The sequence below is a fragment of the Streptomyces sp. NPDC054887 genome (genome assembly GCF_053610585.1).
Map to the genome: position 1 here is coordinate 52,225 of NZ_JBSGYQ010000018.1, position 20,603 is coordinate 72,827.

Annotated in this window: 21 protein-coding genes and 2 pseudogenes; 9 read left to right on the forward strand and 14 right to left on the reverse strand. The window is 68.5% G+C overall.

Annotation, left to right across the window (positions count from 1 at the left end; translation table 11 throughout):
- Window positions 1-10 precede the first annotated feature (10 nt).
- The 3 genes from ACWGH0_RS13125 to ACWGH0_RS13135 are packed head-to-tail and all read left to right on the forward strand — an operon-like array spanning window position 11 to window position 2,525.
- Window positions 11-265, forward strand: a complete 255-nt coding sequence (locus tag ACWGH0_RS13125) for a lasso peptide biosynthesis PqqD family chaperone (protein ID WP_453404252.1) — start codon at window positions 11-13, stop codon at window positions 263-265.
- Window positions 262-699 (forward strand): lasso peptide biosynthesis B2 protein, encoded by a 438-nt coding sequence (locus ACWGH0_RS13130; protein WP_453404253.1) that lies wholly within the window; start codon window positions 262-264, stop codon window positions 697-699. Before ACWGH0_RS13125 ends, ACWGH0_RS13130 begins: the two co-directional genes overlap by 4 nt.
- Window positions 696-2,525: an ABC transporter ATP-binding protein gene (locus tag ACWGH0_RS13135; RefSeq protein WP_453404254.1), complete on the forward strand. Its 1,830-nt coding sequence runs from the start codon at window positions 696-698 to the stop codon at window positions 2,523-2,525. The genes ACWGH0_RS13130 and ACWGH0_RS13135 overlap by 4 nt, the downstream gene beginning before the upstream one ends.
- A 268-nt stretch (window positions 2,526-2,793) precedes the next feature.
- Here the strand turns inward: ACWGH0_RS13135 and ACWGH0_RS13140 are convergent, their stop codons facing one another.
- Entirely contained in the window at window positions 2,794-3,108 is a 315-nt protein-coding gene (locus ACWGH0_RS13140; protein ID WP_453404255.1) for a hypothetical protein, read from the reverse strand.
- A gap of 51 nt (window positions 3,109-3,159) precedes the next feature.
- Window positions 3,160-3,645, reverse strand: a complete 486-nt coding sequence (locus ACWGH0_RS13145) for a hypothetical protein (protein ID WP_453404256.1) — start codon at window positions 3,643-3,645, stop codon at window positions 3,160-3,162.
- 180 nt (window positions 3,646-3,825) lie between these two features.
- Between ACWGH0_RS13145 and ACWGH0_RS13150 the strand changes: the two are divergent.
- The 3 genes and pseudogenes from ACWGH0_RS13150 to ACWGH0_RS13160 form a co-directional block, all read left to right on the forward strand.
- Window positions 3,826-4,155: pseudogene (locus ACWGH0_RS13150) on the forward strand (hypothetical protein); the annotation flags it as partial.
- Window positions 4,156-4,172: 17 nt separating this feature from the next.
- Complete coding sequence (locus ACWGH0_RS13155) at window positions 4,173-4,838, forward strand: YdcF family protein (protein ID WP_453404257.1); 666 nt, start codon at window positions 4,173-4,175, stop codon at window positions 4,836-4,838.
- Window positions 4,839-4,858: 20 nt separating this feature from the next.
- Window positions 4,859-5,050 carry a WbqC family protein gene (locus ACWGH0_RS13160; protein ID WP_453404258.1) on the forward strand — a complete coding sequence of 64 codons (192 nt, stop codon included), beginning with the start codon at window positions 4,859-4,861 and terminating at the stop codon, window positions 5,048-5,050.
- A 541-nt stretch (window positions 5,051-5,591) separates the two neighbouring features.
- On the opposite strand, the gene ACWGH0_RS13165 is transcribed toward ACWGH0_RS13160, so the two are convergent.
- Both ACWGH0_RS13165 and ACWGH0_RS13170 read right to left on the reverse strand, forming a co-directional pair.
- The gene (locus tag ACWGH0_RS13165; RefSeq protein WP_453404259.1) at window positions 5,592-5,885 is read right to left on the reverse strand and encodes a hypothetical protein; all 294 of its coding nucleotides are present in this window, start codon (window positions 5,883-5,885) and stop codon (window positions 5,592-5,594) included.
- 299 nt (window positions 5,886-6,184) lie between these two features.
- Window positions 6,185-6,763, reverse strand: coding sequence for a TetR/AcrR family transcriptional regulator (locus ACWGH0_RS13170; protein ID WP_453404260.1), 579 nt, complete (start codon window positions 6,761-6,763; stop codon window positions 6,185-6,187).
- A gap of 91 nt (window positions 6,764-6,854) precedes the next feature.
- Between ACWGH0_RS13170 and ACWGH0_RS13175 the strand changes: the two genes are divergently transcribed.
- The 3 genes and pseudogenes from ACWGH0_RS13175 (at window position 6,855) to ACWGH0_RS13185 (ending at window position 8,787) form a co-directional block, all read left to right on the forward strand.
- Complete coding sequence (locus ACWGH0_RS13175; protein ID WP_453404307.1) at window positions 6,855-7,301, forward strand: anthrone oxygenase family protein; 447 nt, start codon at window positions 6,855-6,857, stop codon at window positions 7,299-7,301.
- A gap of 6 nt (window positions 7,302-7,307) precedes the next feature.
- Window positions 7,308-7,709, forward strand: a pseudogene (locus tag ACWGH0_RS13180) (chlorophyllase); the annotation flags it as partial.
- Between the two features lie 319 nt (window positions 7,710-8,028).
- A complete protein-coding gene (locus ACWGH0_RS13185) occupies window positions 8,029-8,787 on the forward strand; it encodes a MerR family transcriptional regulator (protein ID WP_453404261.1) in 759 nt (252 codons plus the stop codon).
- Between the two features lie 309 nt (window positions 8,788-9,096).
- Here the strand turns inward: ACWGH0_RS13185 and ACWGH0_RS13190 are convergent, their stop codons facing one another.
- The 10 genes from ACWGH0_RS13190 to ACWGH0_RS13235 form a co-directional block, all read right to left on the reverse strand.
- Entirely contained in the window at window positions 9,097-11,940 is a 2,844-nt protein-coding gene (locus tag ACWGH0_RS13190) for a tetratricopeptide repeat protein (protein ID WP_453404262.1), read from the reverse strand.
- Window positions 11,941-12,344: 404 nt separating this feature from the next.
- Window positions 12,345-12,977: a M15 family metallopeptidase gene (locus tag ACWGH0_RS13195; RefSeq protein ID WP_453404263.1), complete on the reverse strand. Its 633-nt coding sequence runs from the start codon at window positions 12,975-12,977 to the stop codon at window positions 12,345-12,347.
- A 20-nt stretch (window positions 12,978-12,997) separates the two neighbouring features.
- On the reverse strand, window positions 12,998-14,194 hold the full coding sequence (locus tag ACWGH0_RS13200) for a bifunctional GNAT family N-acetyltransferase/NUDIX hydrolase (protein ID WP_453404264.1): 1,197 nt from the start codon (window positions 14,192-14,194) through the stop codon (window positions 12,998-13,000).
- Window positions 14,191-15,480, reverse strand: a complete 1,290-nt coding sequence (locus ACWGH0_RS13205) for a protein-L-isoaspartate O-methyltransferase family protein (protein WP_453404265.1) — start codon at window positions 15,478-15,480, stop codon at window positions 14,191-14,193. Before ACWGH0_RS13205 ends, ACWGH0_RS13200 begins: the two co-directional genes overlap by 4 nt.
- On the reverse strand, window positions 15,477-15,785 hold the full coding sequence (locus ACWGH0_RS13210) for an NUDIX domain-containing protein (RefSeq protein WP_453404266.1): 309 nt from the start codon (window positions 15,783-15,785) through the stop codon (window positions 15,477-15,479). Before ACWGH0_RS13210 ends, ACWGH0_RS13205 begins: the two co-directional genes overlap by 4 nt.
- Window positions 15,786-16,043: 258 nt before the next feature.
- Entirely contained in the window at window positions 16,044-16,205 is a 162-nt protein-coding gene (locus ACWGH0_RS13215; protein ID WP_453404267.1) for a hypothetical protein, read from the reverse strand.
- 156 nt (window positions 16,206-16,361) lie between these two features.
- Window positions 16,362-16,838, reverse strand: coding sequence for a hypothetical protein (locus ACWGH0_RS13220; protein WP_453404268.1), 477 nt, complete (start codon window positions 16,836-16,838; stop codon window positions 16,362-16,364).
- Between the two features lie 143 nt (window positions 16,839-16,981).
- The gene (locus ACWGH0_RS13225; RefSeq protein ID WP_453404269.1) at window positions 16,982-17,932 is read right to left on the reverse strand and encodes an RNA-binding protein; all 951 of its coding nucleotides are present in this window, start codon (window positions 17,930-17,932) and stop codon (window positions 16,982-16,984) included.
- Window positions 17,933-18,186: 254 nt separating this feature from the next.
- Window positions 18,187-18,963: a hypothetical protein gene (locus ACWGH0_RS13230; RefSeq protein WP_453404270.1), complete on the reverse strand. Its 777-nt coding sequence runs from the start codon at window positions 18,961-18,963 to the stop codon at window positions 18,187-18,189.
- A gap of 869 nt (window positions 18,964-19,832) precedes the next feature.
- Window positions 19,833-20,450: a hypothetical protein gene (locus tag ACWGH0_RS13235; protein ID WP_453404271.1), complete on the reverse strand. Its 618-nt coding sequence runs from the start codon at window positions 20,448-20,450 to the stop codon at window positions 19,833-19,835.
- Window positions 20,451-20,603 lie beyond the last annotated feature (153 nt).

Sequence of the window (20,603 nt, forward strand, 5' to 3'; positions counted from 1 at the left end):
AGGCACACGCATGGCATTGCAGTTCGGCACCGACGTACGCACGGCACAGACCGACTATGGCACCGTCCTCCTGGATGAGCGCGCCGGAGAGTACTGGGAGCTGAATCCCACCGCCACCCTGGTCGTCAACATCCTGCTGGCGGGTGGTGACGAAGCCGACGCGGTCGCCGCACTCTCCAGCGAGTTCGACGTCGACCTCACCCAAGCTACGCAGGACGTCGAGGCCCTGGTGCAAGAACTGCGCACGTCCGGGCTGGCCGGATGACGACGCCGAGCGCCCTTGCACGCCCGAGCGGCATCCCCTTCGCACGGCGCATGGCCGCACGTGTCGTCCTGCTTCCCGCCGTCGCACTCTCGCTCCTGCCACCCCGCCGGATCCGCGCCGTACTCGAAGTCGCACGTCGCGGGGCCCGCCCGGCCACTGCCGCACAGGCCAAGAACGCGCGGGACGCGATGTGCGCCGTGAGCCTGCGCTGCGCAGGCCCCAGAGGCTGCCTGCCCCGTTCCCTGGGCGCTGCGCTGCTGTGCCGGTTCGGCGGTACTTGGCCGACGTGGTGCACCGGGGTACGCGTCGTACCCCCCTTCACCGCGCACGCCTGGATCGAAGCCGACGGGCACCCGGTCGACGAAGGGGTGCCCGACGACTACTTCACCCGTCTGATCGCCGTCGCCCCCGCGGGCCGGCCGACGGGCCGATGACCGACAGTCACGTCGCGAACAGCGAGGCAGCACCGACGGGTGGCGACCGCTCCACCCGGGCCGCGGTCGCCACCATGTACCGGCTCACCACCGGGCACCGTGCTTCCGTCGGCGCAGCCACCGTGCTGACGCTGGTCGGCTCCGCCCTCGGCCTTGCGCAACCGCTCGTCGCCAAACACGTCGTGGATGCGAGCGGACGCGGACAGATGCCGTGGCCGCTGCTGCTGCTCCTGTCGGTGCTGTTCGTCACCGAGGCGGCGACCGGGGCGGTGGGGCGTTTCGTGCTGGAGCGGATGGGTGAGGGCGTCGTACGAGGACTGCGCCACAGCATGGTGGCGCGGCTACTCCGCCTGGAGATGAGGGAGTACGACCGCCACCGCAGCGGCGATCTGATCTCCCGGGTCACAGCGGACACCACCCTGCTCAGAGAAGTCGTGTCGCAAGCGCTCGTCGATCTTGTGACCGGGGCACTCGTCGCAGCCGGCGCAATCGTTCTCATGCTGTGGATCGATCCGCTGCTGCTGCTCCTGGTCGCCCTGACCGTGGCCACCGCCGCCCTGGTCGTCGCCTCACTGCTCAAGGGCATCCGCGCCGCCTCCGAGCGCATGCAGACGTCGGTCGGCGCGATCGCGGCCGACCTGGAACGCGCACTCGGAGCACTGCCCATGGTCCGAGTCCACCGAGCCGAGGACCGCGAAGCGGACCGTATCGGCGAGCGGGTCGAAGCGGCCTACACCGCCGGCGTGCGCACCGCGAGACTCGCCTCCGTGATGAGCCCGGCTGTCGAACTGGCCGTCCAGGGCTCCTTCCTCATCGTCCTGGTCATCGGCGGCCTGCGGGTCAACGGCCAGGGCAACTCCCTCGGCGACCTGGTGGCCTTCCTGCTGTATGCCTCCTACCTCGTGCTGCCGCTGTCGTCGGTCTTCCGCGCGGTCGGCCTCATCCAGCGCGGTATGGGCGCCTACCAGCGCATCGAGCACGCTCTGTCCTTGCCGGCCGAGCCCTCACCCACCCGGACGCCGACGACCCGGACACGTGCACGGAATCCCGACCAACGAGGCGGGCACCAGGAGCGAGCCGCGCTCGCCCTGAAAGACCTGAGCTTCGGCTACACGCCGGACCGGCCCGTACTGCGCGGTGTTTCCTTCTCCGTCCCTCACCGGGGCCAGACAGCCCTGGTCGGCCGGTCGGGTGCAGGCAAGAGCACTGTCTTCGCGCTGGTCGCCCGGTTCTACGAGCCCGACTCCGGGACCCTGCTGTTCGACGGCCGGCCGTCCACCGAACTGAGCCGCGGCGCCTGCCGCGAACGCATCGCCGTCGTCGATCAGAGCACACATGTCGTCCACGGAACGCTCCGCGACAACATCACCTACGCCGCACCCGACGCCACTGACTCCGAAGTGCGGCGCGTCGTCGAACTTGCGCAACTGGAAGAAGTCGCGCGGCGGCTGCCAGGTGGCCTGTCGGGCATCCTCGGCGAGCGCGGTGGCACCCTCTCGGCCGGCGAACGCCAGCGGGTCGCGCTGGCCCGGGCCCTGCTCGCCCGCCCCGCGATTCTCCTGCTCGACGAGCCCACCTCCCATCTCGACACTGTCAACGAGACCGCGCTCACCACCGTCATGAAGGATGCCGCCCAGGAATGCGCCCTGCTGGTCATCGCCCACCGGCTCTCGACGGTCCAGCACTCCGACCAGATCGTCGTACTCGAAAACGGCCGCACCGCCGCCTGTGGGCGTCACGAGGAACTGCTCACCATCAGCCCCGCCTACCGCCAACTGGCCGCCGGACAAATGCTGCGCCCCGCCAACACCGCGCCCCTACCGTGACAACCGCCCGCCCCACCATGCCCAACCCGGTGCGACCGAGGGCGACCCACCGGGAAGTCGATCACCCTGGACCGGGCCGCTGCGGTCGGGCGTTCGGCCACGGGGGTGAGCGCCCCACCTCCTAGCGGTTCCGGGAGCGAAGGGCTGCCATTGCGGTGGGTTGTCATACTGCTGACGAGCTTGATCGGCGGGGTGGCAGTCGGCCGCGCGGAGGGGTTGGGGGCCGGCGTGACGGTCGCGATTGGGCTGGCAGGGTTCCTTCACCTGGTCATGCGCTCATAGGCCGTCCCCGCCGGCTGCAGTCGGCTGCGCAGCACCGTGGGCCCACTGATAAAAGGCAGGTCGTCTCCCCGGCGGCCCGGGATTCCAGGTAGTCCAGGGCGGTGTCGTGGTCGGTGAACAGTTCGCGGGGGAGCCTGTCGACGGCGGCCGTGTGCTCGACCTCGCGACGTGCGGTGGCGGCGATGGACTTCGGCTTGGGCAGCAGATGCGTGATCAGGAAGGCGGCGATCTTCTCGTCGAGGCGAACTGGGTGGTGATCTTGGTGAAGTAGGCATGGCCTGGCGCGATCGAAGGTTTCCATGGCGATGTCCCTCTCCGGTGGTGAGTCGGGCGGTGCACGGGGCTGGGTGGTTCAGGCGGTGCGGGAGGTCCTGCGAGCGAAGCCGAACAGCAGCCGGCCGCGGGCGAGGGCGGCGTCGAGGTAGGCGTCGACGCGGGGTGCGTCGGCGGACTGGTCGAGCGGGTCCAGCCCGAGGACCAGGGCGGCCCGACCGTGGTCGTGGACCAGTCGGGCCCACTGCGGGTGGGCGGGCAGTTTCAGGCCCCAGCGAGCGCCGGGGAACCTCAGCAGGATGTGTGAGCCGACGGTCGCCAGGGTTCCGAGAGTGTCGGGGGCCGGGTCCTCGGCCCGGGCGAGACCGCCGAGGGTCTCGGCGAGGTGCCGCATGCGGGTCTCGATCGCGTCGGGGGCGTCGTGGCTGGTGCGGCCGAGGCGGTGGGCGAGCAGGAGGTGAGCAACCTGCTGTCCGTCCGGGGCGATGCCGGGCCAGGTCCAGGCGCCCAGCGAGGCCAGCAGTCCGGCGTCCGGGCCGGTCGCGGGGGCGGTGTGGGTCAGCACGTCCGGGCTCCCTGAACGGCTCGGGTGGTCGTGGCTGGCGGGGCGGTGGGGAAGTGAGACCAGACGACCTTCCCGAACGGCCGGCGGGGATGGATGCCCCAGCGGTCGGCGAGGGCGGTGACGATCATCAGTCCTCGGCCGGTCTCGTCCGCCGCCGGGTCCGGGCAGGCGGGCTCGGGCTTCGAGGACCTCGCCGAACCGGAAGACTGGTCGGTGGCCCACCAGAAGATCGCCCTGGCTCACCGAGGTGCCGGCGATCTCTCCGCGGCTCTGCACTTCATCACCGTCGCCCGCGGCACCGCCACCACCGACGCCCCGATGCAGCGGGTCCGTCTGGACACTGCCCACGGACACATCCTGCTGAGCGACCCCGCGACCCGCGATGATGGCCTTCACGTCCTCGACAAGGCCGCGACCATGGCCGCCCGTTTCGGGCTGTCCCACCAGCTGGCCAGCATCGAGAACATCAAGGCCATGAGCACGGGGCCGTCCGGCCCCGCCAGCCGGTGACCAGGGAGAGATCAAGCGTGGGCGACAAGCAGCAGACCATCACCGAGGACCAGTGGCGCCGGACCAAGCTGATCTGGGACTACCACCTCATGGGCCACCAGCTGCGGCCCGCCAATGTGGCGATCGGCCTGGGCAGCCACGACCTCGGCGTCGCCGCAGCCGCGGCCGACCTCTATCACCGCGGACTGTTTCCGACGCTGGTGTTCACCGGCGGCAACAGCCCCACCACCCGGGCCCGCTTCCCCCGGGGCGAGGCCGTCCACTTCCGCGCGCACGCTCTCGAACTCGGCGTCCCCGACGAGGCGATCCTCGTCGAGCCGAACGCCGCGAACACCGGCCAGAACGTCACCCTCACCCGCGACCTGCTGGCCTCGGCCGGCATCGTCCCGACGACGGTGATGCTGGTCTCCAAGCCCTATATGGAGAGGCGATCCTTCGCCACCGCCCGCAAGCTGTGGCCCAACGTCGAGATTGTGTGCGCGTCGGAGCCCTTGGAGCTGGACGACTACTTCAAATCCATCGGCGACGAGAAACTCGTGGTGGACATGCTCGTCGGCGATCTCCAGAGGGTCATCGAATACCCGAAGCAGGGCTTCGCCATCGCCCAGGATGTCCCGGAGGACGTGCATGTCGCATACGAGTCCCTCATTCGCGACGGTTTCACCAGCCGCCTCATCTCCTGACCGACCGGGGGGTGTGCGCAGTGCATCAGCCCAACCTGGTCCCGAGGCTGACCACCCTGGCCAAGCTGTTCGCCGCAGACACCTGGATCGTCCTCGACGACGTCCGGTTCACCCGCTGTGACTACCAGCACCACACCCGCCTGGCCGTGCTGTCGGACCCGGACCGGACCTGGTGGCTGTCCAATCCCCACCCACCTGCCTCAGGGCCGTGAGACCACCATCCGGGACGCTCTGATCACCGACCCCATCTCGGCCCGGCGACGGACCGAGGCGATGATCCGGCAGGAGTACCGGACCAGCCCCCAATGGCCTGTTCTCCAGACGGCACTGGAGCCGGTCTGGCCGCATTCGACACCGGTCGGACCGCCGCCGTCACCGAGACCTCCACCCGCGTCTTGCTGGACCTCCTCGGCTGGCCAGGCCGCGTCCTGGCCTCAGGGGGGGGCGGCCCGCCCGGCCCGAGCGATCCGAGCGGCTCGCCGACCTCACCGCCGCAGCTGACGCTGGCACGTATCTGTGCGGGACCGGTGGGATGACGTATCTCGACCCGGCCCCGATTACTGCCCCGGGAATCGCCGTCGCCCCGCTCCTGCCCCCGGCCGCCGGGATCTGGGCCTCCGCCCTCCGTGTCACTTCCATGTGGCCCTTGGCCCACCTCGGCCCCGGCGGCCTCGCCGTCCGACTCCGGGCCCTCACCGGAGCCCCGCACTCGCTCGAAGCCGTGGCCTCCGTCGTGCACCATCGTGTACGGACTTATGTGCCCAGTCCGCGCGGGGCTGGCGACTGGGGCTGCGTGGGCAGCAACCGGAGCCGGCCCCGCGGCGCGGCCAGTTCCGTCCGCAGCTGATGGTTCTCCAAGGACAGCTGGTTGACCGCCCGGACCAGGCCCTGGCCGTCGGCCCGCAGCTGGGTGAGTTCCTCGGCGTCCTTGGCCCGCAGTTCCTTGAGTTTGTCCTGGCGCTGGGTGCCGCCGAACTCGCCTGTGTACGCGCAGACCACCGCCGTCCGGTCACACCCCGGGACTTGCAGCGCATCGCGTTCGACCAACTCCCCTTCTCCAGGACACCAGGCAGGCGCAGGCCGTGCTGCGCAACGCCGGGACGCTTGGTACGGCAGGCGGACCCCGCCGGTGTGACTGTCGTGCCGGATGACGCGGCGTTAGGGCGCATATCGGGTCGGATCAATGAGTGCCGTTGCTTCCGGGACGGCTGCCCGTCTGAGTGCGGGATCCGGTCATCTGGAGTTGCACCCGTGCGGACATGAGTGACCCGAAGCGTTGCGGCATGCATGCAGGCAGGTAGCAGCGAGCTCGGAGGGCCGGGCCGCGTGACCGCCAGGATGGTGTGTCAGAGCACAGCGAGCCGGTCCACCAGTAGTTCCACCCGTTGCTCGGTGTACTCCGGCGGCAGCCGTCCCGACCGGGTGAGGGTCGCAAGGCCGTGCAGGGACGCCCAGAACATTTCGGTGAAGAGTCCCGGGTCAACGCCGTCCCCGGCGACTTCGTGCAGGTTCTCCAGCAGCGCGGCGAAGGCGTCCTTCAGCGGCTTGGGGGTGTCCTCCTGTGCGTAGGGGAGGCCGCCGTCGAGCTGGAAAATGGCGTCGTAGACCGCCGGGTTGCGTGCGGCGAAGTCGAGGTAGGCGCGGGCGAGGGCGTGCACCCGCTCGCGCGGGCCGTCTGCGGGGGCGGTCGCGGCGCGCACTGCCGCCGCTAGCTCGGCAGCGCCGTCCAGGGCGACGGCGCCGATGATCTCCCGTTTGCCGCGGAAGTGGCTGTAGAGGACGGGCTGGCTGTACTCGATGCGCTCGGCGAGCCGGCGCGTGGTGACCGCGTCCCAGCCCTGCTGCTCGGCGAGTTCGCGGGCCGTCGCCACGATGAGGCGCTCTCGGGCTGCCCGTTCGCGCTCCTTGCGTTCTTGTACCGACATGATTCGATCCTAGCACTGCTAGACAAGAGAGCAGTAGCAGTACTAGCGTTGCCACATCAGCTAGCGACGCTAGGAAATGAGAGAGGTCGACATGCTCAACGCGCTCGAGGTAGTCACCACCGTGGTCGTCGGCGTGATGGTGGGGGTGGAGTTCTCCGTTGCCTTCGTCATAAATCCGATCCTCAACGCACTCCCGGAGGACAGCGGCCAACTCGGCCGCGCCCATGGGGGCCGGATGCTTGGCGCAGTGATGCCGGTCTGGTACATCGGATCGCTCCTCCTCGTTGCGGTCTGGGCCATCGCCGGACGTCACCACCCCGGCACCGGCCTCGTCGTCACCGCCGGTGCACTGCTGCTCCTCAGTGTGGTCATGTCGCTCCTGCTGCTCGTCCCGATCAACAACCGGAACAAGACGTGGACCCCCGAGAACCGGCCCGAGGACTGGAAGGAGCAGTCACGCCGCTGGGATCGCTTCCACTACGTACGCGTCGCCGTCATCATCGCCGCCTTCGCCCTGCTCGTCGCCGCCCTCGTCTGAACTGCCGGCGTGTCAGCCCTCAACGGACCCATGGCCGAGCAGTGGCCGATCATCGGCGCAGTCGACTTCACCACCATGACCGCACCCGCGCTGGTCGTCGCCGGTGACAAGGACGACTCCCGGCACTTCACGGACATGGGACCGGCCTGGCACGCCGACCCCTACACCCTCGCCCCCGGACCCAAGACCCTACTCACCCTGTTCGACGCGGAACACGGACTCGGCGGCATCGCGGGATATGACGCCGCTGAGACCACCGACGAAAAGCCCGAGCGAGTCGCCGCCCTCGCCCGGATCACCGCGGCCGACCTCCACACCCAGCTGTACCCCGGTGCCGCCACGTGGAGGGCCGCGCGCGAGGCACTGACGACCGGCCCCAACCCGATAGGACGAGTCGAATCCAAGTAGGCCCCGCGGCCACGTCCCTCATCGGACGGGACGCGCCGTCGATGTGAGCAGGCAGGACAGAGGGTGCAGAACCTGAGCCAGAGCCCGAGAGCCGCGAGCGTTACTACGGGGATGGGGGAGGCGTCGGGGCCCTGTGAAGGGTCAATATGTTCACGCGTCCCGGGCAGCGGACGGGATTCGGACCGCCCGGCTGTAGGCCCGGTCTGTTCGACACTGCAAGGAATTTGGGCTCGGGGTTGCAGTTGCCGTTGCGGCAGCTTCTACGGTCGTGACCAGGCCGGAGGGACCGGCCTGGCGACACACACGTGCGGGAGTCGTGATGGACTGGCCGATCTCTGAAGTGGCCCGCATGTCGGGCGTGACCGCCCGGACACTGCGTCACTACGACGAGACCGGCCTGCTGCCCCCGGCCCGGATCGGCGCCAACGGACACCGCTACTACGAGGACCACCAGCTTCTGCTGTTGCAGCAGATCCTCGTCCTACGGGCGCTGGGCGTCGGACTGCCGGAGATCGGCCGGATCCTGTCCGAGCAGGTCGACGAGGTGGATGCCCTGCGGGGCCACTACCAGCGGCTGCTCGCGGAGCGGGACAGGATCAACGCCCTGGCCGGCACCGTCCGCCGCACGATCGCCGAACTGGAGCAGTCCAGGAAGGACGGCATCCCCATGACCATCAACCGACCGGACAACCTCTTCGAGGGCGTTCAGCCCTCCCACTACGAGGAGAACATGGCCGACTTCCCCGAACTCGCCGAAGAGGTCGGTCGGCGCGCCGCCGCGATGGGCCAGGCCGACGCCGACGCCGGGCACCGTGAACGCACTGCACAGATGATCCGGCTGGCCGAGCTCATGGCCGCGGGCCACCCGGCAGACGCCGATCCCGTGCAGGCCCAGATCGATGCCCAGTACCGGGCGCTTGCCCAGCTGCGTGCCGTCTCGGCCGAGGAGTACCGGGCCATCGGACGCTCCTGCATGGACAACGACGCCTGGCGCACCGCCTACGAGGCGATCGCTCCGGGGCTGGCTGCGTATCAGCGCGACGCCATTGAGGCCTACGCCACCAGCAGGATGGACTGAGGCACGGTGCAACCGCCACCGCGGGACCGGCCCGCGGTGGCGGTTGCACCGTGTCACGGCGGGCCGGTGAGGTTCGATCGCGAGGACAGAGCCATACCGACTGCAACAGACAAGAAGCCATACCTAGCTCAAGGACACGTCCGGTCCTCGTCGAACGCGGCCAGCTGCTGGGCGCGCTCGCCAGACCCGCGTCCTTCCCGAGACCGCCCTTCTGCCGGAGGTTCGACATGTGCTGCCCGACGGGCATTACTGCCTTGCCTCGCCCGCTCAGCGTCCTGCCGCGCAGCGGGGTGCTTTGTGCCTGGTGGCTCATCTCAAGGTGTGCGCAACGATCAGCTCATGGCACCGCCGCGCACGGTCAGCCACTCCATCACCCACGGCAGAGAGCTCAGCCAAATAACCGAGCACCTCTGCGATGTTGCCCGACCCCGGTCGTGCGGCGAGCAACTCCTCGGTCGCCTCTGTCACGCGGTTCTCCGGTTCGAAGAGCAAGGCTCGAAAAAGGCCGGAGAGCCTGGTGTGACCTTCGTTCGGCGGGGTCATGGGGGAAGCGAGCAGTTGACTCCACTGTTCCGCACACGCGTCGAGCCGTCCCTCCACGGTGTCGAACATGAGCTTCTCGAACCGGCAGGAGAGGTCTTCGGGGTCCACCTCCACTGCCCGCTCCACGTCCACTCGCGCCTTCTCGTAGTGGCCTGCTTGTCGGTGTGCTCTGCCACGGATGCTGAGTGCCCAGGCGAGTGTGGGGTTGATTTCGAGTGCGGCGGTGAGGTCAGTGACGGCTTGGTCGTAATGGCCGGCCTGCTGGTGTGTTTCGCCGCGGGATGCGAGTGCCCAGGCGTAGGTGGGGTCGATGTCGAGTGCGGCGGTGAAGTCGGCGACGGCCTCGTCGTACCGGCCGGCCTGCTGGTGTGCTTCGCCGCGGGATGCGAGTACCCAGGCGAGTGTGGAATTGACTTCGATTGTGGCGGTGAGGTCGGTGATGGCTTGTTGGTAGTTCCCGGTCTGCCGGTGTGCTTCGCCACGCTGGCTGAGTGCCCAGACGAGTGTGGGGTCGATGTCGAGTGCGGCGGTGAGGTCGGTGATGGCCTGGTCGTACCGGCCCGCGTGCCGGTGTGCTTGGCCGCGGGATGCGAGTGTCCAGGCGTCGGTGGGGTCGATGTCGAGTGCGGCGGTGAAGTCGGTGATGGCTTGGTCGTACCGGCCCGCCTGTTGGTGTGCTTCGCCGCGCTGGCTGAGTGTCCAGGCGTGGGTGGGGTCGATGTCGAGTGCGGCGGTGAGGTCGGTGATGGCCTGGTCGTACTGGCCCGCCTGCTGGTGTGCTTGGCCGCGGGATGCGAGTGTCCAGGCGTCGGTGGGGTCGATGTCGAGTGCGGCGGTGAAGTCGGCGATGGCTTGGTCGTAATGGCCGAGCCAGCGATGGGATTCCCCGCGACGAGCCCAGGCCTGACCGTTACAAGCGTCGTGCGCAATGGCGCGGTCCAACTCGGTGAGCGCCTCTTCCTCCTGGTCGCAGAGGTAGAGGCGGATTCCACGGTAGGTGTAGGCCCAGCTTTTGAACTCAGCGCTCAGATGGCTGTGGGAGAGCAGGGCACCAAGGCAAGTAAGAACAGGCTCGTCGCCGACGAGAGCATCCCGAAGGCACCCTGACCAGGTAAGCAGGGCTGCGTCGGCAGTGTCGTGCGCGGCTTGCTCCAGTGTTTCGATCCATTTCCGCAGTACAGCGGTGTCCTGGCCCGCAGCATGTACCACCTGTTCGAGGGCGGGCGTCAGCTGTGTTCCCGGGTGGGCGCACAGCCGGTGGTACGTCTCGTCCAAGCGATGCCGACGCCATGCAGGATCATTCCACCGCTTCGTCTCGGGAAGCCGTTCCTCGACCGCGGCACGCCAGGCGGCATGAATGTCAGCGAGCCGCAGATGCGCCGAAGCCCAGTCTTGAGGGGAGTTGGCGCGCTGCTGGCGGACCATGCTGGCGCGGACCACCGCGTGGTAATGCTTGAAGTCGCCACGGCCGCTGACGAACGGCTGCCCGCACAACCACTCCCACAACCCCACTGCATCAGGCCCGGCCGCGGCAGCGAAGACGTCTTCGTTCAGCTGCAGCGGCAATGCACACGCCCGAACAGCCTCGCGTTGCTCGGGGGCCGTGATCCATTGTACGAAGCGCTCGACGGCCACATCAGTGAGGTCTCCGCCCGCATTGACTTCCTCCGCCGTGTGAGGACGGGCCAGAGCGAGGAGTTCTACGAGCAAAGGCAGCCCCATTGACAACTGCAGCACCGCTTCCACGACCCCAGGATCAGACACACCCCGCGAAGTCAGCAGCGAACGTGTCTCCGCTTCCGTGAAGACTTCCAACGGCACGTCTGCGACCTGAGCCCGCAGCGGTGCCCATTCCCGCTCCGTCAGCTCGTCCCGGCCTGCCAGGACGACGATGACGTTTGCTGGTACAGGACCGAACTCTTCGTCCAGCAGACTCAGCAGCCACTGCTCCAGGTACTGTGCGTTCTGTTCCCACGTATCGAAGAACAGCACTACCCACTGTCGCCGACGAGACAACCTATCCAACTCGGCTACGAAGGCACGGCTCAGCCCCGTATCGTCCCCTCGGCCACCCCGCCGCTGGGCACGGGACCGCGAGGCAGAGCGGAGCCGGTCCAGCCCTTGCGCCGCGGTATCCGGATTCGCCATCGCCGTTACGACACCGGCCCCCGGGATCAACGACGCCGCCCCCAGCGCGGCCTGCGTCACCACCCGGCTCGACATCGACGCCTCGCCCTCCACGGGCATCGGCTCAACCTGCGCCGCCTGCTCCCTCCTGAACTGTTCGACCGCCTTGTCGAACTCCTTGCAGGGACCCGCCTGCTCCGCCAACTGCCGGGCCAGCTCGACCAATGCCTGCTGAACCCCGTGGACGTCGTTCTCGTCCACCACCGCCGTAACCGCATCCGCACGCCCGGCCGCTTCCTGCCACTGGCGTAGCAGCGTGGACTTGCCCACCCCGCCCACGCCGCGTACGTGGAACAGAAACTCCGCCGGATCTTCCTCGGAAAAGGGGTCCTTCGACAAGTTGTCCGTGAACAGCGCCAACTGCGCACGCCGCCCGACGAACCGCGCCTTCGCACGCTGCCGGATCAACGCCCCGCGCGACAAGCCGTGCGTACCCGACCTTGCCAACCCCGCCACCCCCGATACTTGCTGCCTCGCCCATGGAAACGACCACACATTTGCCCATGCTTGGCGCACCAGACATAGGCCACCAGTGTCCATTGCAGGGTTCCCAGTTGTCAGCCAAGTCAAGGAGGCTGCCAACACTCAGGGATGCTGCGGCGCCCCACACTGCCCAGGGCATGCCGAGTTCCCGTAGTGCTTCCAGCTGGCAGGTGGCGAGTTTGTCCCGTCTTGCATGAGTGGGGGATGCTCATATGCCCAGCTTGTTGATTACTGGTTATGCTTCGCCGTCGGCGGTGATCTACTCGCTGCGGCCCTTGGGCCAGTCAGCCCGGGTGTATCCCCTAGATGGTCCTCGTGAACGAAGGGCGGGGTGTGGTGCGGTGTCAGGGCAGGTCGACGAGGCCGTAGAGGGCGGCAGGTTGCTTGGTCTGCAGGGCCCAGTACCGGTCGCCGAAAGACCAGTGCCACCACTCGGTTCCGTAGTTGATCAGGCCTGCGGAGAACAGCGCGCGGCCCAGCGTGGCCCGGTTCGTGAGGGCCCGGTCACTGAGGCCTGGTGCGTCGGTGTAGCAGGCGCCGTCGGACTCCTCCGGGGAGGCGTTGACGCGTGTGCCCATGTTCAGCTCGTGGCCCTGGTGGTCGATCAGCGTCACGTCGACGGCTGCGCCGGCGGAGTGCGGGGCGATCTCGGGAGGTGAGACGAAGCGGCTGGCGGCCTCCTGGAGATGGGCGGCCGACCAGTCCGGATGGGCGCGAGCCAGTACGTCGGAGTACTCCTCGAAGTAGCGCCGCTGAAGAGCCGGCGGACGGAAGCCCTCGACGAAGAGCAACGACATTCCGGTGGGCAGCAGTGACTGCGCGTGCAGCAGCCGGGTGAGGACGTCTTGCCGGACGTGGGCCCAGGCCCCTGTCTCGTCGCGTCTGCGGTCATCGATCCTCACACCGTGCTCGCGGACGTCGACGAGGTCCTCGCCACAGTCCTGCACCGGGATCGCGGCCACCCTCGGGTCGGACATCAACACGACGCTGCTGTTCATTACTTCCCCCAGTCCCAGTTGCCGAAGTACGCTGCCTTGCCCGTGCGGCGGGCCTCCTCCACCGCGCTCAGGCGCGCGAAGTCACGGGGCGGCATCAATGCCTCCCACTCGGTCAGGGGCAGGACACGGACTGCGTCGTGCTCCTGCGGGTTGAGGGTGATGCCGCGGATCTGGGCCGCGGTGAGGCGGCCGCCGTCGAAGACCATGCCGATCGTGCTGTAGGGCCACTCGGCGCCGGGCAGCCCGTACACGGTGGCCAGCAGCCGGGGTGGACCGGAGACGGTCAGGCCGGTCTCCTCTCGGCCTTCGCGCACGGCCGTCTCCCAGGGCCGCTCGCCCGGATCCATCGTTCCGCCGACCAGCTGCCATGGGTGCGAGGGGGAGTACACGGAGTGCACCTGCAACGGCCGGTCGTCCTCATCGGTGAAGTACAGGCACGCGAACGCGGTTGCCTTGAGAACTGTCTCGGCGTACTGCTCGGGCGGCAACCAGCCGGTGCCGCTCGCCGTCGTGCCCGTCGAGGCCGGCTGTTCGAGACGCGTCATCCGCATCAGCGCCGGACTTCCGATGAAGCCCAGTTCACGGTAGAGCGGCTGCGCTTCCACGCCGGCGTGGAGCTCGAACAGGGTGACCTGTTCGACGTCAGCCAGGTGGTCGAGCAGTGTGGAGACGACGGCCCGGGCGTAGCCGCGGCGCCGGTGGTCCGGGCGCGTGGCGACCACGTGCACGCGGGCAGCCAGGCCGCGAGGATAGGCGGGGGCCGGGAGCACTGGGTGGATCAGAACGAGGGCGCAGGCGCCCATCGTGCCGTCGGGGGCGTCGATGACGAAGGCCCGTGCGTCCCCCGTGGGCAGGAGCCGTGGCGCCAGCTCGTCAGTGCACCGCCGGATCCATTCCTCGCTCAAGGGCTTGGACAGGACGTACTCGGAACGCATCCGGGTGATGGCTTCTGCATCAGCGGGTGTTGCTGCGCGGACCGGCGGTGCCGTGAGCAGGGCCCGAGGGACTTGCCCGGTGCCGGTGGGGGTGCCCACGTCCAGCACCGTGGGGTCAGAAGGGCCATGGACGGCCTCGGCCAGCTCGGCCGCTTCGGCCGGCACACCCGGCCTGTAGCGGTCATACTCGGTGGCGGCCGTCGCGATCAGCGCCTCCCCACCCGCGGACGGGCTCGGGGAGGGGTTGTTGGGAAAGGTCACGTGGATGCTCCTTTGTCGAGCGGCCCGTAAGTGGAAAGTCGCCAGGACAGACGTCCGCACGCCGATACGGCCCGCTGGCTACCGTCCGGCTCGAAGACAAGGTGGTAGCGACTTGGCCTGCCGACCGCCTGCCACCGGTCGGCCAAGCCCTGGAGTTCCTGCCGGATGTCGCGCGGACCGTGGGTCGTGACCTTCCAAGCAGAGCGCCCCACCGGCTCCACGCGCAGCCACGATCCGCAGCTGGGCGCACCGATGGACAGGTGCTCGGCGCCGAAGTCGCGCACCAGGCCTCCGAGGAGATGGTCCGCCGCCAGCCACAACCCCCGGTCGAGGTCCGCCGGTGGCGCCAGCATGCTCCGTCGGGTCCTGGCGCCCGGGTCGATGGCGATGCGCTGCCGGAACTCCTTGCTGAGCCAGATCCGGTCCATGCCGTACCCAGCCCGGTGGGCGAACTCCACTGGCCGCAGCTCCGCCTTGATCTGCCCGTCGGCCGTGCGCTCGACGACGGCCAGGCCGGGCCACGACGGCGACGCGCTGGTCACGTGCGCCAGCAGTTTGCCGCCGGGGGCGAGCTGCTCGACGAGCGCCACCGGCACACACTCCACCGTGTACGACACGAAGATGCGGTCGAACGCCCGCCCTGGAAGACCCCTGTCACCGGACCCGCACACCACCTCCGGGCGGAAGCCCAGGTCGGCCAGCCGGGCCATGGCAGCCTCGGTGAGGTGACGGTCACGGTCGAGGGTGACCACCCCCTCATCGCCGCAGACCTGGCAGGCCACCGCGGCGGTCACCCCCGCACCTGTCCCGACGTCCAGCGCTCGTTGGCCCGGGCGCAGTCCGAGTTCCTCCAGCAGTGAGGCGGTCAGGCCCATCACCGTCGACATCGACGTGATCGACGCCCCCGACCGCGTCCCTCGCGCCCGGCCCAGCAGCGGCTCCCCGTCGTGCTGGACGAGCACACTGGCCCTGCCGTACAGCACCCCGAGCAGCTCGGGGCGGTCCTGCGGCGACGCCCAGTCCAGCAGATCCCACCGCGGCGGCTCCTCGCCCGGGGCGCTGCGCCGTACGTACGCCTGCGGCATCAGGACTTCACGGGGCAGCGTGAGGAGGGCGTCGCGGACCGGGCCCGGCCCCAGAGCAACTTCCTCCTCGAGCCGGGTGACCATTGCCGCCCGGGCGGCCGCCGGATCCGCTTCAGCACCCGTCAGCGCGCCGCTCGCCCGGCCCGCAGAGCACTCCGGCCCCTGGTTGCCAGCCTCGGGGCAGGTCTTCAGAGTGCTCATCGCTCGCCCCGGCCGATCTCTGAGTACGGGCGCCCTTGGAGGCTTCCGTCGATCGCCCGCCGGGCGTACGGCACAACTTCGGCCGGGAGGTCCTGCGGCTTGCACCACCGCCACTCCTCGCGCCGATCCGGTTCCAGCACTTCTGGGTTGCCGTTCCAGGAGTAGGCATGGAAGACGAGCCCGATCCTGGGCCGCGCGGTGGGGGAGTCGACGTGGTGCACCGTGTGGATGAGCTCGACGTCCTTGGGCGCGATGGTAAGGCCTGATTCTTCCTCGGCATCCGACTGGTCCTGTGTGCTGCCCAAGGTCAACGTGGCCTCCCTTGAGGGTCCCTGCGGCTGGGTCATGAGGCTCAACGACTGGGCAGAGCTTTCGAACACGTGTGTTTCAGTCGGGCTGGGGACCCCGGAATAGAGCGCACGGCGGAGCATGCGGGATGCACCGACCCTTGAGGCCTATGGGTAGAGCCGCTGAGTGCAGATGGCCGAAACGCCGAGGCTGTTGTCCTGCCCCGCCTCTGGCGGCCCGCGGGCAGCGGTCGTTGGGCCAGACTGCTCGACCGGTTACATGCGGACGGTGCCGAGGGTAATGATGACCTGGAGATGATCGCTCAACGGCTGGGTGGCGGTGCTGTCGAGCGGCCCGGGGGCCAAGGCACGGGCATCCAGATCAGATGCAATGCGCGCGATCGTCCGGGCAATGTCCTCGAACCGATGCGCCTGCATGCCCGCCGCTTGAGCGGCCTCGCGACATCGTCGATGAACAGACAGTTGTCCGGCCGCACGTCCATATGGCCGCATGCGGTCTCGAACGCACGCAGGTCCGGCTGCTCAGTCCCGAATGCGTGCGAGTAGACGATCTGCTCAACTGGGCCCTGGTCGTCAGCTGCTGCCCGGACCTTCGAAGCGGTTTCGGGAGCGGTACTGATTCCGAAACTGCTCCGCGACCCGCTCCAGGTTCGCCCTGACCGGGCTCTCTTCCTCCGCTGTCCCACGCGGCTCCTGGGCACGCCTGTCCCGCTGGTAGCGCTGCCCTCCGGAGACGGCCCTCTCCCGCCACTTCTCCACCGACCACCACAGCCTCGTGTAAGGCGCGGCGCCGTGCACGGCGACACTCAGGGCCCGCCACTGATCGGGCGTGTAGCTCTTGACCCGCACGCTCTTCTCCAGCTCGCGCAGCAGGCCGAGGACCGCCTCCACAGAGGCTGACGGCGCGGTGCCGCCGTGTCCGGTCCTCTCGTCAACCCGCGCGGCGACCTCCTCCGCGGTCGAGGGGCGTCCCAGCGACCCCACGGCCATCAGAACCTCTTCCTCGTCCGGTATGTACGTCCGCCCGTCGTCCCCACTCGTCTCCACCACAGTTTCGACGCTACACCGGCCGACAAGACCGCCAACTGGCCAACTACCGCTCGAAAATCACCACAACTGTGACTGAGCACCACACCTGGCCCCATAGGGGAATTCGCATGCACAGCACCGGCTGGGCACCGGCGCGAACCGGGTCACCACCGGGCCCGCAGCACGCCGTCGCTGTCGGGCAGGGCGGCGCAGAACAATGGGTGGCGTTCGTCTGCGGACAGGGGCAGGGCGCAGGCCGCCCGCGCGCCGGCCACCAGGGCGGCGAGCTCCTGATACTCGGTGTCGTCGACGAGCGCGTGTGTGATCGTCCCGTCCTGCGCCTCCCAGACGAACTCCACGGAGTCATCCTCGGGTAGCGCGGCCAGGACCGCGCCGACGTCGGAGGTCAGGTCGGGCCAGACGGTCAACAGGGCGCGCGGCCCAAGGCCGGCGCGCACCGTGTCGAGGTTCTCCTGCGTGAGACGGTGCCAGCGTACGGCGTTGCGGACGTAGGCCTCCTCCAGGAGCACCGTCTGCCGTGAGGCCAGCTCCGTGCGCACGCGCGCCCAGAAGTCCTCGTCAGCCGGCTCCGCCACTTCGGGTTCCTCGAGCTCCGCGGCGTAGCGTGAGGACGTCAGCGCTTCTGGGAAAAGGCCGAGTTCCCGTGTACGGGCCACGGCTTCCGTACAGAGCCGATCGCTGCCCACATACAGGTACTGGTCCCACCCGACGTGCACGGTGAACGCGTCCCCCGCCCCCAGCCGACACCAGGCACCGTTGTCGCGGAGCATGACACGGACGAGCTCCAGAGCCACGGGAAGGGAGACCTCGGCACCGTCGTGGTAGCCGGTGAGGTCGGGCGGGAAGAGCCCACTGAGGCCGTGTCCCTCCACGGGCGGCTCCACACCGAAGTGGACGAAGCCGGTCACCGAGGGCTCACGGATCTCCAACCGGCCGATACCAGAGGCCTCCGCAAAGGCCACGATTGCCGCCAGGTACGCCGCTTCGACCGGCCCGTGATCGCTCACCGTGTCTTCGGCGCCGGTGTAGTAGCCGCGCTCGTCACGGTCGGCGGGGTCGTACTTGGTGATCCGGTACACGTACGACGGCGACACGCTGCTCCCTGGGCGGTCAGAAGGGGTGCCAGCGTAGTTCCTCGGTCCCGAAGAGCCCGATCAAGTATCCGCACGCTGCCCTGCCTATCGCGCTCAGTCACACCAACTGTGTACTGAGCGTGCTACTTGGCCCGGCTGGCCGAGTAGCACGCTCAATATTCCCCGCCGCCACTAGCTCTGCAGGTAGCGGTGTTCAGAGCGGTCTGGTCCGGGTGATGACGCCTGTGCAGGGGGAGGCGGTCGGCGCACCTCGTCTACCCCACGGCGACGTAGTCTCCGGTCGACGACTTGGCTCCGGTGGTGGAGTTCCCGTAGTACGTCCACCGCCACGTCCCCGGCACGGTGGCCTTCACCGTGGTCCTGAGCGCTCCCGTGCTGCTCGACGTCGCCTTCTTGACCGTCGTGTACGAGGAGGCGCCAGCTGCCTTGAACTGCAGGCTCACCGTGCGGCCCGCGTATCCCTGGTACGTGTGGGTGTCCCAGTTCGCCCGTGTGACCAGCCCGGAAATGGTGATCGTCTTCCCTGCCGTGACCGGCTCCGGCGAGGCGTTGACAGTGACGCGTGAGGCGCGCTTGACCTGCAGGGGGAGGTTCTCGTCGTCGGTGTCGTGGGCGTCACCGGCGAGAAAGACCCGAGCAGCGGTTCGCCAGGTGCCAGCATCCTCGTTGCCGTCAAGGTACCGCGGGTCGATGTACATCCGTTCTGTGAAGTCGCAGATTCCGTTCTCACTGTCCACGACCTTGCAGTCGCTGGACTCGATGGAGCTGATCCGCAGTGGCCCCGTCTCGGGGTTCCCCCGGTAGGGGAAGACCGTCGGCCCGAAGTCGTATTTCAGCCGGGTCGTCATCCGGAAGGTCGCATGCACCCTGACCTGCTCCTTTACCCCTATCACGATCGGCTTCCCGCCGTTCACGGCGACCCGGGTGAAGGAGACTCCGCCCTCCGCCGCCCCGGCCGGCACCGCGGCCATACCGGTGAACATGGTGGCCGCCGCACCGGCCACCATCGTTCTCCACATCGTCTTCCCCATCTTCGAGCCCGTCCGTTCCCTGCAGCCTGGGCCGAGCGCATAGGCGCACCGGCCGGAGGTCCTTCCTCACGGCTGACTGTGGGACAGGTGAGGGCGGTGCGCGGTTGTACGCAGAGCGGCAACGATTTGATCACCACGGCAGCACCGTGGTCTGGCTCCCGGGAGGAGCTTCCCTAAGCAGCCTTCCCGCGTGCTTACCACGACAACGGAACAGGTACGTCGGGTTGGTGCATTCGCCGCCGGGTCGCCGCTGTTCTGCCTTCGCCCAAGAACTGAGCGCGATGGTGGCCAACTAAGCGGAACGGCGAGGCAGGACTCGGCGGCCGACCACGGGTTAGCTCTATGCCGAAGCCGCTGTGTATCAAGGGCTTGGAAGTGGTCAGCGTGTTCGCGGCGCAGGGTGGCGGTCAGCAGGTCGCGCTGGGCCGCGGCTAGGCGCCGGTGGAGGATGACGGTGTGGGCGGTCCATCCGGCCAGCGGCATAGAGGCCGTGGATACATGGAGGTGCGTCCTGGGTTAAGCGAAGGCGGTCATACTGGGGGCTTCCTCTCATACCTGACACGGAAATGCAAAGCCCGGAGCAGCCGTCACGCGTGCAACGGCGAACGGCTGTTCCGGGCATTGAGCTGTGCGGGTTCAGGCGGCCAGAGGTGGCATGGCGGAGGAGCGAGTCGCTGGATGGGTCGGCCGGGGAGCCGATTGGGGCCATCCGCATGCGCGAGGAGCGGGCGTGCGGTCAGTCAACCGATTCAGGCTAAGGGCCCTTCACGCACGCGCGGGGAGCAGCGCTGACTTGCGGGTTTCCGGTTTTCCTGGAGGTCATCCCCGCGCGCTTGGGGAGCAGCGTCGTGTGCGGTGGCTGGTGTGCCCTACTCGCTGAGCCCCACGACCCCCCAACCCCGCCGGTCGGCTTCGGACAGGACGTGGTCCCAGTCGTCCAGGAGGCGGGTGAACTCGTCGAAGTCGCTGACCCACCCTCGGGATTCGGCGGCATGCTCGTTGTAGATGCCACGCAGCTCGTCAAGCCTGGGCTTTACCCGCTCCGACGTCGTGGCCAGTCCCTGTACGCTGTCCGGCGACCGCGCGAGCAGCACGCCGCGGGTGACTGCTGGGTCGTCGCAGAAGAAACCCGGGTCGATGTGCTCCGCTTCACCGTCCAGCCCTCCCCAGATTAGCCCGAGCAGCAAGCTGTCCACCCCGGCCCGCACAGACGGGTCTGCGTGGTCACGCATGGACTCCCACCGCTCCGCCGCCCAGAAGTGCGCCTTGAACGAACCAAGGGTGCCTCGAAATTCGTATACGGCGAAGGAGGTGCTGTGAGGCCCGCGTGGCCAGTCCCAGTCGCCTTCGACCACCGGTGCGTCGTGATCCCACAGCCCGGTCTCGTCGGCGTACCAGGCATCCCTCAACCGCGACAGCCTCTCCCTGGGCGGAACTTTCTCCAGCCATGACCAGTCGGCGATTAGCACGTTGATGTCCAGCCCCATACGCGTGAGGGTACCGATCACTCCTCCTGACGATCTTCAGTGCTCTAGCCCTGTCTCGGGTGCCTGCAGGTGACTGCGAACGGACAGTCGGAGGCCTTCTTCCACACGGAACCTCATCGTTGGTCAATAGCGCGGTCCCTACCGCTGTCTGAT

Excerpts from the sequence above, each read along its gene's own strand:
- ACWGH0_RS13205 (WP_453404265.1), bottom strand. The coding sequence starts at position 15,480 with ATGAGCACTCTGAAGACCTGCCCCGAGGCTGGCAACCAGGGGCCGGAG.
- ACWGH0_RS13175 (WP_453404307.1), top strand. The coding sequence starts at position 6,855 with ATGCTCAACGCGCTCGAGGTAGTCACCACCGTGGTCGTCGGCGTGATG.
- ACWGH0_RS13135 (WP_453404254.1), top strand. The coding sequence starts at position 696 with ATGACCGACAGTCACGTCGCGAACAGCGAGGCAGCACCGACGGGTGGC.
- ACWGH0_RS13230 (WP_453404270.1), bottom strand. The coding sequence starts at position 18,963 with ATGGGGAAGACGATGTGGAGAACGATGGTGGCCGGTGCGGCGGCCACC.
- ACWGH0_RS13185 (WP_453404261.1), top strand. The coding sequence starts at position 8,029 with ATGGACTGGCCGATCTCTGAAGTGGCCCGCATGTCGGGCGTGACCGCC.
- ACWGH0_RS13235 (WP_453404271.1), bottom strand. The coding sequence starts at position 20,450 with ATGGGGCTGGACATCAACGTGCTAATCGCCGACTGGTCATGGCTGGAG.
- ACWGH0_RS13170 (WP_453404260.1), bottom strand. The coding sequence starts at position 6,763 with ATGTCGGTACAAGAACGCAAGGAGCGCGAACGGGCAGCCCGAGAGCGC.
- ACWGH0_RS13130 (WP_453404253.1), top strand. The coding sequence starts at position 262 with ATGACGACGCCGAGCGCCCTTGCACGCCCGAGCGGCATCCCCTTCGCA.
- ACWGH0_RS13195 (WP_453404263.1), bottom strand. The coding sequence starts at position 12,977 with ATGTCCGACCCGAGGGTGGCCGCGATCCCGGTGCAGGACTGTGGCGAG.
- ACWGH0_RS13125 (WP_453404252.1), top strand. The coding sequence starts at position 11 with ATGGCATTGCAGTTCGGCACCGACGTACGCACGGCACAGACCGACTAT.
- ACWGH0_RS13140 (WP_453404255.1), bottom strand. The coding sequence starts at position 3,108 with ATGGAAACCTTCGATCGCGCCAGGCCATGCCTACTTCACCAAGATCAC.
- ACWGH0_RS13215 (WP_453404267.1), bottom strand. The coding sequence starts at position 16,205 with ATGCAGGCGCATCGGTTCGAGGACATTGCCCGGACGATCGCGCGCATT.